Origin of the sequence: Williamsia sp. (genome assembly GCF_016462415.1) — a bacterium.
Lineage (GTDB): Bacteria > Actinomycetota > Actinomycetes > Mycobacteriales > Mycobacteriaceae > Williamsia_A.
Genome location: NZ_JAEMTF010000021.1, coordinates 39,387 through 52,760, shown reverse-complemented (window position 1 = coordinate 52,760; position 13,374 = coordinate 39,387). Strand labels below are relative to the sequence as shown.

13 protein-coding genes are annotated in these 13,374 nt (G+C 69.0%); 6 read left to right on the top strand and 7 right to left on the bottom strand.

Translation table 11 applies throughout. From position 1 onward, the window contains the following. Positions 1–16: 16 nt before the first annotated feature. From JHC79_RS07885 to JHC79_RS07865, 5 genes are all read right to left on the bottom strand, one after another. Positions 17–940, bottom strand: coding sequence for a 4-(cytidine 5'-diphospho)-2-C-methyl-D-erythritol kinase (locus tag JHC79_RS07885; protein WP_296389605.1), 924 nt, complete (start codon positions 938–940; stop codon positions 17–19). Between the two features lie 28 nt (positions 941–968). Beyond that, on the bottom strand, positions 969–1,862 hold the full coding sequence (gene rsmA, locus JHC79_RS07880; RefSeq protein ID WP_296389604.1) for a 16S rRNA (adenine(1518)-N(6)/adenine(1519)-N(6))-dimethyltransferase RsmA: 894 nt from the start codon (positions 1,860–1,862) through the stop codon (positions 969–971). Beyond that, on the bottom strand, positions 1,826–2,947 hold the full coding sequence (locus tag JHC79_RS07875; protein ID WP_296389603.1) for a resuscitation-promoting factor: 1,122 nt from the start codon (positions 2,945–2,947) through the stop codon (positions 1,826–1,828). Before JHC79_RS07875 ends, rsmA begins: the two co-directional genes overlap by 37 nt. Before the next feature lie 70 nt (positions 2,948–3,017). Beyond that, complete coding sequence (locus tag JHC79_RS07870; protein ID WP_296389602.1) at positions 3,018–3,863, bottom strand: TatD family hydrolase; 846 nt, start codon at positions 3,861–3,863, stop codon at positions 3,018–3,020. Then, entirely contained in the window at positions 3,860–4,702 is an 843-nt protein-coding gene (locus JHC79_RS07865) for a PhzF family phenazine biosynthesis protein (protein WP_296389601.1), read from the bottom strand. The genes JHC79_RS07870 and JHC79_RS07865 overlap by 4 nt, the downstream gene beginning before the upstream one ends. Positions 4,703–4,805: 103 nt before the next feature. Here JHC79_RS07865 and JHC79_RS07860 point away from each other — a divergent pair, with 103 nt between their 5' ends. The 3 genes from JHC79_RS07860 to JHC79_RS07850 all read left to right on the top strand — a co-directional run bounded on the left by JHC79_RS07860 (position 4,806) and on the right by JHC79_RS07850 (position 7,557). Continuing rightward, the gene (locus JHC79_RS07860; protein WP_296389600.1) at positions 4,806–5,294 is read left to right on the top strand and encodes a GNAT family N-acetyltransferase; all 489 of its coding nucleotides are present in this window, start codon (positions 4,806–4,808) and stop codon (positions 5,292–5,294) included. 69 nt (positions 5,295–5,363) lie between these two features. Continuing rightward, on the top strand, positions 5,364–6,479 hold the full coding sequence (locus JHC79_RS07855) for a glycerophosphodiester phosphodiesterase family protein (protein ID WP_296389599.1): 1,116 nt from the start codon (positions 5,364–5,366) through the stop codon (positions 6,477–6,479). A 145-nt stretch (positions 6,480–6,624) separates the two neighbouring features. Next, entirely contained in the window at positions 6,625–7,557 is a 933-nt protein-coding gene (locus tag JHC79_RS07850) for an alpha/beta hydrolase (RefSeq protein WP_296389598.1), read from the top strand. Here the strand turns inward: JHC79_RS07850 and JHC79_RS07845 are convergent. Continuing rightward, a complete protein-coding gene (locus tag JHC79_RS07845; RefSeq protein ID WP_296389597.1) occupies positions 7,511–7,936 on the bottom strand; it encodes a TIGR03668 family PPOX class F420-dependent oxidoreductase in 426 nt (141 codons plus the stop codon). The genes JHC79_RS07850 and JHC79_RS07845 overlap by 47 nt on opposite strands. A 59-nt stretch (positions 7,937–7,995) precedes the next feature. Between JHC79_RS07845 and metG the strand changes: the two genes are divergently transcribed. Beyond that, positions 7,996–9,546, top strand: a complete 1,551-nt coding sequence (metG, locus tag JHC79_RS07840) for a methionine--tRNA ligase (protein ID WP_296389596.1) — start codon at positions 7,996–7,998, stop codon at positions 9,544–9,546. A 1-nt stretch (position 9,547) separates the two neighbouring features. Further along, positions 9,548–10,747, top strand: a complete 1,200-nt coding sequence (locus JHC79_RS07835; protein WP_296389595.1) for an aminodeoxychorismate synthase component I — start codon at positions 9,548–9,550, stop codon at positions 10,745–10,747. Positions 10,748–10,751: 4 nt separating this feature from the next. Here JHC79_RS07835 and rsmI read toward each other — a convergent pair whose 3' ends face one another. Then, on the bottom strand, positions 10,752–11,618 hold the full coding sequence (gene rsmI, locus JHC79_RS07830; RefSeq protein WP_296389594.1) for a 16S rRNA (cytidine(1402)-2'-O)-methyltransferase: 867 nt from the start codon (positions 11,616–11,618) through the stop codon (positions 10,752–10,754). A gap of 211 nt (positions 11,619–11,829) precedes the next feature. Between rsmI and JHC79_RS07825 the strand changes: the two genes are divergently transcribed. Further along, the gene (locus JHC79_RS07825; protein WP_296389609.1) at positions 11,830–13,314 is read left to right on the top strand and encodes a phospholipid carrier-dependent glycosyltransferase; all 1,485 of its coding nucleotides are present in this window, start codon (positions 11,830–11,832) and stop codon (positions 13,312–13,314) included. The last annotated feature ends 60 nt before the right edge of the window (positions 13,315–13,374 follow it).

Below are 13,374 nucleotides of genomic sequence, written 5' to 3'. Positions count from 1 at the left end.
GGCAGGGGGCGACGCATCACACGTCGTCGTCGACGAGCCGCGCGCCGGGGACCGGACCGGAGGCGATACGCACCGATCGGCACACCCCGGCCCCGGACAGTTCGGCGGCGACGTCGACGGCGTGGTCGGAGTCGGTGCACAGGAACACACACGTCGGGCCGGAACCCGAGACGATGCCCGCGATCGCGCCGGCGTCGGTACCGGCGCGCAGGGTCCGGCGCAGGGTCGGCATCAGCGACACCGCGGCCGGTTGCAGGTCGTTGCGCAGCAGCGGCGCCAGCCGTCGCGGGTCACCCGCGGCGAGCGCCTGCAGCAATTCATCCGGATGCGCAGCGCGGGAGAGGGATTCGTTCCGACGCAGGGTGTCGAGCTCGCGGTACACGTCCGGTGTGCTCAATCCGCCGCCGGCGATCGCGATGACCCAGTGGAAGTCGCCGCGCGAGAGCACGCTCATCAGGTTCTCGCCGCGGCCGCTGCCGAGTGCTGTACCACCGTGCAGTGAGAACGAGACGTCACTGCCGAGATCGGCGGCCATCGCGTACATCTCGTCGCGGGTGGGTTCGACGCGCCACAGCCGGGCCAGGCCGACCAGCACGGCGGCCGCGTCGGCGCTGCCGCCGGCCATACCGCCCGCGACCGGGATGCCCTTGGTGATCTCGATGGCGACCTCGCCGACGTGTCCGGTGGCGGTGGCCATGGCGTCGACGGCAGCCCACGCCAGGTTCCGGTGATCGGTCGGCACGACGGCGGCATTGTCACCGCGCACGACGATGCTGCGCGTCTCGGCGGGCACGATCGAGATCTCGTCGGTCAGCGAGACGGCCTGGAAAACGGTCTCGAGTTCGTGATAACCGTCATCGCGCAGGTCACCGACACCGAGGTGCAGGTTGATCTTGGCGGGGACCCGGACAGTGACCGGGCGGGGAACGACGGAGAGCACGACTGCCAAGACTACTGGGCGCGGCGAGCTAGGACGAACCGGCGAGGCGCACGAAATCGGCCACCTCGAGGCGCTCGCCGCGCAACGACGGGTCGATGTCGGCGGCCCGGAGTCGGCGTTCGGCCTCGGTGGCCGACCCGGCCCACCCGGCCAGCGCGGCACGCAACGTCTTGCGGCGCTGGGCGAAGGCGGCGTCGATGACCGCGTAGACCGGTCGTCGGGTCGCGTCGTCGGTGTCCCACGGCATCTCGAGTCGGTCCACGCGCACCAGACCGGATTCGACCTTGGGCTCGGGCCAGAAGACCCCCGCGCCGACGGTCCCCGCACGTTTCACCGTCCCGAAGAAGCGCGCCTTGACGCTCGGCACCCCGTAGATCCGTCCGCCGGGTCCGGCCGCGAGTCGTTCGGCCACCTCGAGTTGCACCATCACCAACACCGTCCGGATCGACGGGAACGTCGCCAGCAGATGCAGCAGCACCGGCACCGCGACGTTGTAGGGCAGGTTGGCGACGACCGCGGTGGGCGCCGCGGGCAGATCGTCGGCAGTGATGCTCAGCGCGTCGGCCTCGACAACGGTGAGCCGATCAGTGTGATCGGGGGCGTATTCGGCCACGGTCGTCGGCAGCGCCCCGGCCAGGACGGGGTCGATCTCGACCGCGATCACCCCACCGACCACGCCCAGCAGCGCCAACGTGAGTGATCCCAGACCCGGTCCGACCTCGAGCACGACATCGGCGGAGTCGACCCCGGCGGCGGAGACGATCCGACGCACCGTGTTGCCGTCGTGGACGAAGTTCTGCCCCAGGGTCTTGGTGGGACGGATCCCGAGCTCCTCGGCGAGCGAACGGACCTGGACCGGCCCGAGCAGACGCGGTGGTGTGGGGCTCAGCGAAGGCCCAACTTCGACGAGCAGGACGGCCATGCGCCCCAGCCCTGCGCGGCGAGTGTCTTCTCGGCGACGAAGATCTGCTCCTCGCGGGTGGCCAGGTCGGCGCGCGGCGCGAATTCCTGTCCGCCCCAGCGGTCCCAGGTGTTCTGGTCGAACTGGACGCCGCCGTAGAAACCGTTGCCGGTGTTGATGGCCCAGTTGCCAGTCGACTCGCACTGCACCAGCTGGTCCCAGACCGATCCGACCGGCACGAACGGCGCACCCGGCTTGGTGCCGACGTTGACCTCGGCGGCGACGGCGGGAGTGACCTCGGCGGCGCCGGTCTTGATCCGCTTGGTCACCTTGCCGTTGACGGTGGTGACCGAATAGGTGACGTTCTGGGTGCCGGGCTTGCCCGGGGTCTTCACGACGCGCTTGCCGGTGATGACGGTCGGGTCCTTGGTCTCCTTGTCCGGCGCCTTGAGCGGCTCGGTCTCGGTGACATCCTCGGTGCGGATCCGGGTGACGTTGATGGCCATGTTCGCCGCGATCGGGGTGTCGGCGGCCGGGGTGACCACGTCTTGGCCGGCCAGGGGATTGCCCAGGTCGGCGAGCAACTCCCCGACCGTCTTGGCGGCGACCTCCGGGGTCGACCGCACCTTCGCGTCGACGAGCCTGACCTTCTTGGGCAGAACGACCGCCACGGCGGCGCCGTCCACGGGAAGGGTCTCGGAGCGCGGGGCCTCCACGTCGATCGTCGGCGCGGCGAGGTTCTGCTGCGCGAGCGCCTGCTCGACGGTGACGGCGTTGGTCTTGATCTCGCGCTTCTGGCCGTCGACGTCGAGCACGACCGTCTTGAGGCGGTGGAAGGTGATCGTCTGCCCGTCGGCGACACCGTCCGACGGCGCGGGGCTCACGAGATCACCCTTCGCGGGGTGGTAGCCCTGATCGGCGAGGACGTCGGAGATCGACGACCGCATGGTCGCGACCGTGACCTTCTTCCCGTCGACATCGATGGTGACCGTCTTGTGCATCACGATCCCCATCACGCCGCCGGCGATGAGCGTCAGCAGCAGCGCCGCGATGGCGACTCGCACCTTGGTGGAGTTGGAATCGTTGATTCGGGCTAAAAAAGACACACGTCAACTTCTGGTCGGGGACGGGGGTATCCGTCGGGACTCGGCGGGATCACAGAAGGATAACGGCGGCCTACACCGATGGCAAAGCGATCCGGTAAACCCGCTCGGCGGTGGCCGTGAGATGTCCGGCAAGTGTCTGTGCGTCGGTGTCCCTGAGGTCGGCCAACGCGCGCACCGTGTACGGCAGGCAATACGACTGGTTGGGGTGTCCGCGGTACGGGTGCGGGGTCAGGAACGGTGCGTCGGTCTCGACGAGGAGTTGGTCGTCGGGGACGATCCGCGCGGCGGCCTGTAGTCCGGTGGCGTTGGTGAAGGTGACCGTGCCGGAGAAACTGAGCATGTATCCCCTCTCCACGCATTCCCGAGCGATGGCCTCATCACCGGAGAAGCAGTGCATGATCACCGTCTCCGGGGCACCTTCGGCGGCGAGGACGTCGAGAAGGTCGCGATCGGCCTCACGGTTGTGGATCATCAACGGCTTGCCGACCTCCTTGGCGAGGTCGATGTGCCATCGAAAAGCTTCGTGCTGTTGGGATTTCGAGGCGCAGTCGTCGGACTTGCCGAGCCAGTAGTAGTCGAGTCCCGTCTCACCCACCGCGACGACCCGCGGATGACGCGCCATCGCACGCAGTTCCTCGGCCGTGTCGTCGGTGAGGTCGCCCGCGTGGGTCGGGTGCAACGCGGTCGCCGCGTGGGCACGGTCATCCCATTCCGCGGCGGCCACGGCCCACCGTGCGTCGACCATGTCGTCGGCCACCGTGACCACCGCACGGACACCGACAGCCTGCGCGTGATCGAGGATCGCGGCGACGGATTCCGGATCGCGGCCACCGCAGGCGGCGAGGTGCGTGTGCGCGTCGATCAGAGGGGTGAGCGGCAGCGGATCCGGCGGTGGCAGTCGAGGCTTGCGGCTCACAGGTGGACCGTCCCGGTGATCGTCGTCACACTGGTGCCGCCGACCCAGATGTTCGACCCGTCGTCGTCGACGAACACGCGTCCGGCGCGACCGAGTGCCGTCCCCTGCGCGGCGACGTAATGGGCGGGGATCTCTGCGGTGGCGCGCAGCCAGGTGGCAAAGCCGGCGTTGAGGCTTCCGGTGACGGGATCCTCCGGAACGCCGTCGCCGGGTGCGAAGGCCCGGACCTCGTAGTCGGTACCGGCGCCGTCTCCGCGGTAGGCGCCGATGAGTCCGACCTCGTGTGCGCCGAGTGCGGAGAAATCGGGGCGGACCTCGAGCACGCGCTCGCCCGAGGTGAGCATCAACCCGATCCATCCGGGGCCGTTGTCCACCCAGTTCGAGGCCACCACATCAGACGGGGTCAGGCCGAGCGCGGTGTAGATCTCGACGAGGGTCTCGTCGTCCACCGGCCCGGATCGGCGCAGCGGCGGCGCAGCGAACGCGAGTCGCTCCCCGTCTCGACGGATCGTGATCAGCCCCGCGCCGCACTCCTGGACGATGACATCTCCCTGCGGGCTGTTCCCGGCCTCCAGCCAGGCGTGCGCCGATCCGAGCGTGGGATGACCGGCGAACGGCAGTTCGCCACCGGGGGTGAAGATCCGCAACCGGTAGTCGGCCGACGCGTCGGCCGGGGGCAGCACGAACGTCGTCTCCGACAGGTTCGTCCACCGCGCGAACGCGGCCATCTGCTGATCGTCGAGATCCGTCGCGTCGAGCACCACGGCGACCGGGTTACCGGAGATGGGGCCGGATGCGAAGACGTCGACCTGGGCAAACGGTCGGGTGCGGATGGTCATGACCACCATTCTCTCCGGCGACCGACGGAGAGTCGCAGAGCGGGTGGCACGGGCCCGAGGCGGAACGGATGGCCGGGCCGGGCACGCGTAACGTGCTGCCTCGATGAATCCTGGTGATCTCCCCGCTGCTCCGACCGAACCGTCCGGGTCGGTGACCATCGACCGACTCGTCGATCCGACCGATCCCGACCTGGTCGCCCTGCTGGTCGCGACCATCGCCGACCTCAACGAGCGCTACCCCGACTACGACCCCGATCCGGTGGTCGCCGATTCCGAGTACTTCGTGGCGCGCCTCGACGGTGCTCCGGTCGGGTGCGTGGGTCTGCGTGACATCGGTGGGGGTCGTGGCGAGATCAAGCGGATGTTCGTCGCTTCGTCGGGACGACGTCGCGGGATCGCCGCGCGACTCGTCGCGGCGCTGGAGGAGCGAGCGGCCGAACGTGGGATGTCGAGCGTCGTGCTCGAGACCGGCATCCGCCAGCCCGAGGCGATCGCGCTCTACCTCGCGATCGGATACTCCCCGATCGACGCCTTCGGTGAGTTCGCCACAAGTCCCCTCAGTCGGTGCTTCGGCAAGGACATCGTGCGCTGAGACCAGGGTTCAGGCGACGGCCATCCCGGGTTGACGAAGAGTTGGTCCTGGCGACCTAGCGTCACGCCCATGCATGCTGCAGTTCGACGGTGTCGTGCCGTGTTCACCCGGCGCACCCTCCGATCGGCGGTCGCGGTGACCCTGACGGTGGGCGCGGTGACCTTCGGACACTCCGTCGCCGGTTCCGACTCGGCGTCCGCCGCGCCCCGCCCGAGCAGTCCGAGGGGAGGACTTGTGTTCGACCTGCAGGCACACCGCGGCGGCATCGGCCTGACCACCGAGTCCACCATCGCCGGCTTCGACAAGGCCCTGCGGCTGGGCGTGACCACCCTCGAGCTCGACACGCAGGTCACCCGGGACCTGCGGGTGGTCGTCTCGCACGACCGGCAGATCTCCGGCGACAAGTGCCGCGACACCAGGCCGGCGTTCACCTCCGACCCGCAGTACCCGTACGTCGGCAAATACATCAAGGACCTCACGCTGGCCCAGATCCGCACCCTGGACTGCGGATATCGACAGCTCCCGCAGTTCCCCGACCAGCAACGCGTCCCCGGCGCCCGGATCATCGAGTTGCGCGAGGTCTTCGACCTCATCCGGTCGCGCCGTGCGTGGGGCGTGCACCTCAACATCGAGACCAAGGTCGAGGCCGGTTCACCGGAGCAGACGATGCCGCGCGACCTGTTCGTGGCCCGCGTCCACCAGGAGATCGCCCGGTCCGGCCTGGCGCGCCAGGTCACGATAGAGAGCTTCGACTGGGGCGCCCTGCGCGTGATGCATCGCCTCGACCCACGACTGCCGTTGATCGCGCTGACCAACAGGGACTTCCTCCAGGTTGGACAGCCGGGTCGATCGCCCTGGCTCGGCGGGCTCGACGCCGACGACTTCGACGGTGACCTGGTGCGCACGGCGAAGGCCATCCCGGGGGTCACGGCCATCTCACCGGTCCAGGGCACACCGCAGGACGGCACGATCGGCGACCCGTCGTTCACGCCGTATCCGGACGCTCGCATGGTCGCCGACGCGCATCGCGCCGGGCTCAAGGTCATCCCGTGGACCGTCGACGATCCGGCCACCATGGACCACTTCGTCAAGCTCGGGGTCGACGGACTCATCACCGACTACCCCGATCGCCTGCGCACCGTGCTCGCCGGCAACGGACTGCCCCTGCCCGCGCCCATCCGCTGACCGCACAGGAGCGACGACGCCACGATCCGCATCGCCCGGCAGTGCACCGGGATCGTCCGGCCACAGCGACACCGTGGTCATCACGTCCACGGCGGGTCTCACACCGGACGAGTTCAGCAGCACACCGGACGCTATCGTCGGAGCGATGAGTGAGAGCCAACTCCGTACCGGAACCGCACACGTCGGCGACCTCGACATCTACTACGAGGACATCGGCGACATCACGCACCCGCCCGTGTTGCTGATCATGGGCCTGAGCGCACAACTGACGGTCTGGCCCACCGGATTCTGCGACGTCCTCGTCGACCAGGGCTACCGCGTCATCCGGTTCGACAACCGCGACATCGGCCTGTCGACGCACCTCGACGGAGTCCGCGTCACCGGCTCGATCCTGCCGCGACTGATCAAGACCGAGCTCGGCCTCGGCAGCACCGTGCCGTACACGGTCGTCGACATGGCCGCCGACGCGATCGGCGTCCTCGACCACCTCGGCATCGAGCGCGCCCACGTGGTCGGTGCGTCGATGGGCGGGATGATCGCCCAGGTCGTGGGCGGCAAGTACCCCGAGCGGGTCTCGTCGCTGGCAATCCTGTTCTCGTCGACCCTGCAGGCGTTGCTGCCGCCACCCGATCCGCGCAAGCTGCTCGCGCTGCTGTCCGGCCCCGGCAAGGGCGCGACCCGGGAGGACTACATCGCCGGTTCGGCGAAGGCGTTGCAGACCATCGGCAGCCCCGGCTACCCGCTGAGCGACGACGAGGCCTGGGAGCTGGCCGCGTCGTACCACGACCGCTCACACGACCCGGCCGGGATCCTTCGCCAGACCAGTGCGGTGATGGGCAGCGGGAGCCTGCGCAAGTACTCACGCGCGGTGACCGCTCCCGCGGTGGTCATCCACGGCAAGGCCGACGGTCTGATGCGCCCGTCGGGCGGTAAGGCGATCGCACACGCGATCTCCGGGTCGAAGCTGGTCCTGATCGACGGTATGGGCCACGACCTGCCCGAGCCACTGTGGCCGCAGATCACCGGCGAGCTCATGGCGAACTTCGCCCGTGCCACCACCTCCGCCGACGCACCGTGACGGCGATGACCGGTCCGTCGAGCGAGACCGTCTCGTACTGAGGGTATTTGGCGCGTAGCAGCCCGTGCGCCCGCTCGACGGCCGCCCCGGTGTGGTGAACCTCCGCGGTTCCGTCCACCCGCACCCACCACAGTGCGTTCCAGTCGTCGTCGTAGTGGTCGACGAGCAGGCTGACGTTCGGGTTCGCGACGATGTTGCTCAGCCGACGCAGCGGTGCTCCGGACTTCGGTTTGCCGTCGACGGCGGTGTAGACGGTGTCACCGTCGACCGCGAACACGACCGGCACCAGGTGCGGGAAACCCTCCTCGGACACCGTGGCCAACCGCGCCACCGGAGCCTGCGCGAACCGCTGCCGTGCCCGGGCCTCGCCGTCGGTCATGCGATCACCCTAAGGCGGCCACGAATCCGGTGGAGCAGCCCCGATAGGCTGGGCGCACCATGGCACCCCCAGCGAAGACTCCTTTTTATGTGACCACGGCGATCGCCTACCCCAACGGCGCGCCGCACATCGGGCACGCCTACGAGTACATCTCGGCCGACGCCATCGCGCGGTTCAAGCGACTCGACGGCTTCGACGTCCGATTCCTCACCGGCACCGACGAACACGGCCAGAAGATGGAGCAGACCGCCGCGGCCGAGGGGATCGCGACGCGCGCGCTCGCCGACCGCAACGCCGCCGCGTTCCGTGAGCTACAACTCGCTCTCGGCAGCAGCTTCGACCGCTTCATCCGCACCACCGACGCCGACCACCACGTCGCGTCGCAGGCGATCTGGCAGCGGATGGCCGACAACGGTGACATCTACCTCGACAAGTTCGCCGGGTGGTACTCCGTGCGCGACGAGGCGTTCTACACCGACGGCGACCTCACCGTCCGCGACGACGGCACCCGCGTGGCCACCGAGACCGGAACGCCGGTCGAGTGGACCGAGGAGGAGTCGTACTTCTTCCGACTGTCGGCGTACCAGGACAAACTGCTCGCACACTACGAGTCCCACCCCGACTTCATCGGACCGCTGACGCGACGCAACGAGGTGGCGAGCTTCGTGCGCGGCGGCCTGCGCGACCTGTCGATCTCACGCACCACGTTCGACTGGGGTGTCGACGTTCCCGGCGACGACGCGCACGTGATGTACGTCTGGGTCGATGCGCTGACCAACTACCTCACCGGCGTCGGCTTCCCGGACGACACCGCGACCCTGGAGAAGTACTGGCCCGCCGATCTGCACATCATCGGCAAGGACATCGTCCGGTTCCACTGCGTCTACTGGCCCGCGTTCCTGATGAGCGCCGGGATCGAGCTGCCCAAACGCGTGTTCGCCCACGGCTTCCTGTTCAACAAGGGCGAGAAGATGAGCAAGTCGGTCGGCAACGTCGTCGATCCGTACGCCCTCGTCGACGAGTACGGACTCGACCCCCTGCGCTACTTCCTGTTGCGGGAGGTGTCCTACGGCCAGGACGGGTCCTACAGCCACGACGCCATCGTGTCCCGGATCAACGCAGACCTCGCCAACGAGCTGGGCAACCTGGCGCAGCGGTCGCTGTCGATGATCGGCAAGAACTTCGACCACGTCGTGCCGACCCCGGGCGAGTTCACCGCCGACGACGCCGCGCTGCTCGAGCGGGCGGACGGGCTGCTCGCGCGGGTGCGCGTCGAATTCGACCAGCAGGCACTGCATCTCGCGCTCGAGACCCTGTGGGAGGTCCTGGCCGAGACCAACCGGTACATCTCCGCGCAGGAACCCTGGAAGCTGGCCAAGACCGACCTCGACCGCACCGGCACCGTGCTCTACGTGTGCGCCGAGGTCGTGCGGATCGTCGCCGTCCTGGTGCAGCCGGTGATGCCGACCTCCGGTGGCACGCTGCTCGACCTGCTGGCGATCCCGGTCGAGAACCGTTCGTTCGACGCCATCGGCAACCGAGTCGTGGCGGGGACCACGTTGCCTGCCCCGTCTCCCGTCTTCCCCCGGTACGACACCAAGAAGAACTGAGATGGCCTCCCGGGTCACCGATCTCGGGCCCGGCCGATCGCCGAGCGCACTGCTCACCGCGCTGCACGACCGTAGTGTCGTCGACGGTGTCCCCGGTCCCGCCGGGTTCGTCGGAGACTGGCTCGGCGGCGACGCCGTGATCGTCCCGTCGGTCGACGTGCGGGAGGGGGTCCGACCGCCGACCGACCCGATGGGATTCTGGGCGGGATACCTGGCCTACCCGGATCGTCTGGCCGAGGCCGCACTGCCCGCGGTCGTAGGCGGCGTCTCGCCGGACATGCTCACCCACGAGAACGGCCGATGGTTTCACCACGACGTCACCGGTTCGCCGTGCCCGGACTGGTTGCGCGCCTGCGTGACCGACGATGTGGACGACCCACCCATCCGGTCGTGGTCGACCCGATGGACCACTCCCCCGCGTGCGCCCCACGACACCGCCATCGGCTCATGTCTCGAGGCCATCGCGGCCGGGGAGATCTACCAGGCGTGCGTCTGCACCCGATTCACCGGAGACCTGACCGGGCGAGCGGTCGACTACTTCGTCGCCGGCGTGGAGTCGATGCGGCCACGCAAGGCGGCCTACGTCGCCGGCGACTGGGGCGCGGTCGCATCGTTCTCCCCGGAGACCTACCTGCACGTCCACGGCCGCACGGTCACCTCCAGCCCCATCAAGGGCACGGTGCCGTCGAGCGCGGACCCGGCGTCGCTGTTGTCGTCGGTGAAGGACGTCGCCGAGAACGTGATGATCGTCGACCTCGTGCGCAACGACCTCGGTCGGCTCGCCGTCCCCGGCACCGTCACGGTGCCCGAACTACTCGTCGTGCACCCGGCGCCGGGCGTCTGGCATCTGGTCTCGACGGTGGCGGCGACACTGCCCGACGGCATCGACAACGACGCGCTGATCGAGGCCACGTTCCCGCCGGGGTCGGTGACCGGGACCCCGAAGATCCGCGCGCGAGAGCTCCTGCGGCAGTGGGAGACGACGGCCCGCGGGGTCTACTGCGGCGCGGTGGGTGTGGCGACGCCCGACGGCGATCTCGACCTCAACGTCGCGATCCGCACGGTGGAGATAGAGCCGGACGGGACGACAGCGCTGGGCGTCGGCGGAGGCATCACCATCGACTCCGACCCCGACCGCGAGTGGCAGGAGTGCCTCGACAAGGCCGCGAGCATCATCTCGCTGACGTCCGCGGCGTCCTGACTCCTCAGCGACTGTCGAGCACGGCCTGGTAGAGCTCGCGCTTACCCGTCGTCGTGGCCGCGGCCACCTGCGCGCAGGCGTCCTTGAGGCCTGCGCCCGCGTCCACGAGCGCCTGGACCTGTCCGACCAGGGTGTTGAGGTCCTGCTCGACGGGCACCGCGCCCTCGATCACGACGGTGATCTCGCCGCGCACCCCGTCGGCCGCCCACCGGGCCAGTTCGTCGAGCGTTCCGCGTTTGACCTCCTCGTAGGTCTTGGTCAGTTCGCGGCACACCGCGGCCCGGCGGGTCGGGCCGAGCACCGACACCGCGTCGAGAAGAGTGTCGGCGAGTCGATGCGGGGATTCGAAGAAGACGACGGTGCGAGGCTGTTCCGCCAATTCGCCCAGCCAGGCCCGACGCTGCCCGGTCTTGCGCGGCGCGAACCCGTCGAAGCAGAACCGCTCCACCGGCAGCGCCGAGAGGGCGAGCGCGGTGGTCACCGCCGACGGCCCGGGCAGACAGGTGATCGCCAGACCGGCATCGGCGCAGGCCACGACCAGTCGGTAGCCGGGATCGCTGACCGACGGCATGCCCGCGTCGGTGATCAGCAGGACGGTCGCGCCTCCCGTGATCTCGGCGACCAGAGCAGGCGTGCGCTGCGCCTCCACCTGGTCGTAGTAGCTCACCACCCGTCCGCCGATGGTCACCCCGAGTGCGCTCGCCAGCGACTTCGCCCGGCGGGTGTCCTCGGCGGCGATCACGTCGGCGGTGCTCAAAGCGGAGCGTAGTCGCGGGGACGCATCGTCGCGTTGCCCCATCGGGGTGGCCGCGAGAACCAGCCGCCCGTTGCCCGGGAGCGCGCCCGCAGCACTGTCATCCGTGATCGTCATCATCGGACAGCCTACGATTGATCGGGTGACCGCAGCCCCGTCGATTCACGACACCGCCGATCCGGCGTCCGGCGACGGACGCACCGGTGGCGCCACGGCGTGGGAGTACCCGCTCGACGAGGTCGAACCCGCCCGGCTGTACGGCTCCGACGACGACCTCGGCGCGACCGAGGACCTCGGTGACGCCCCCGGCCCCCGCGTCCCCGACCCGGTGTTCGGCGCCTCCGACACACGGCGCGGGTGGATCGTCGCGGCGGTCCTGACCGCCATCACAGCCGTCACCCGGTTCTGGGGACTCAACGTCCCCACCGACGGCGGCACCCCGGTGTTCGACGAGAAGCACTACGTCCCGCAGGCATGGCAGGTTCTCACCGGCGGCAACTGGATCGAGGACAACCCGGCCTACGGACTCGTCGTCCACCCACCCGTCGGCAAGTGGCTGATCGCGGTCGGCGAGGGACTGTTCGGCTACACCCCGCTGGGATGGCGGTTCGCCTCGGCGGTCGTCGGCACCATCATGGTGCTGATCGTGTTCCGGTTGACGCGACGGCTGAGCCGTTCCACGCTCATCGGCGCGGTCGCCGCGGTCTTCATGATCTGCGACGGCGTCACGTTCGTGTCGTCACGCGTGGGCATGCTCGACATCTTCCAGATCTTCTTCGTGCTCGGCGGCCTGGCCGCCCTGGTCGCCGACCGCGACCAGATGCGTTCCCGTCTGCACCGGGTCTGGACCGAGGGCCGCATGGCCGATTCCCCGTTCGGGCCCCGCCTGGGGTTCCGCTGGTGGCGGTTCGGTGCCGCGGTTCTGCTCGGACTCGGATGTGCGACGAAGTGGTCCGGCATCTACTTCGTGCTGTTCTTCCTGCTCCTGGCCATCGGCTCCGACATCGCCAATCGCAAGGCCTATCACGTGCAGCGGCCGTGGATCGGCACGCTGCGTCGTGACGTCATACCGTCCGGATTCAGCCTCGGCGTGGTCCCGATCCTGGTGTACCTCGGCAGTTTCGCCCCGTGGTTCGCCAGCGAGACCTCGGTCTACCGCTACGAGGTCGGCAACTCGATCGGCTACGACGGCCCGTTCTCCTGGGTGCCCGGCGCGCTCCGGTCGCTCTGGTACTACGAGGCCGGGATCCTCAAGTTCCACGAGGGGCTGACCAACTCGGCGGGCAACCACCACCCGTGGGAGTCGAAGCCATGGACGTGGCCGATGGGGCTGCGCCCGATGCTCTACGCGGTCCAGAACGGTCCGGACAAGTGCGGCGGCGGCGAGTGCATCCGCGTGCAGATGTTGATCGGTACGCCGGCCATGTGGTGGCTCGCGTTCCCGATGCTGCTGTGGGGCCTGTGGCGGTTCCTGCTCCGCCGCGACTGGCGCTACGCGGTCGTGATCGTCGCGTACGCGGCGTCGTTCCTGCCGTGGTTCCTCAACCTCGACCGGCAGATGTACTTCTTCTACGCCGCCGCGATGGCACCGTTTCTGATCATGGGATTGGCGCTGTGTGTCGGAGATCTTCTCGGCGCCGACGGGCGATGGCGGACGTTCGGCCGGGAGCGACGCATGCTCGGGGTGGTTCTCGCCTCGGTGTACATCGGCCTGGTCATCACCAACTTCATCTGGCTGTGGCCGATCCTGACCGGCCAGCCGATCTCACTGCACATGTGGAACCTGCAGATGTGGCTCCCCAGCTGGCGCTGAACGCGAAAATCGGTGGCAGCTCTGCCCGCTGGGCGGGAGGAACTGCCACCGATCTGCGTG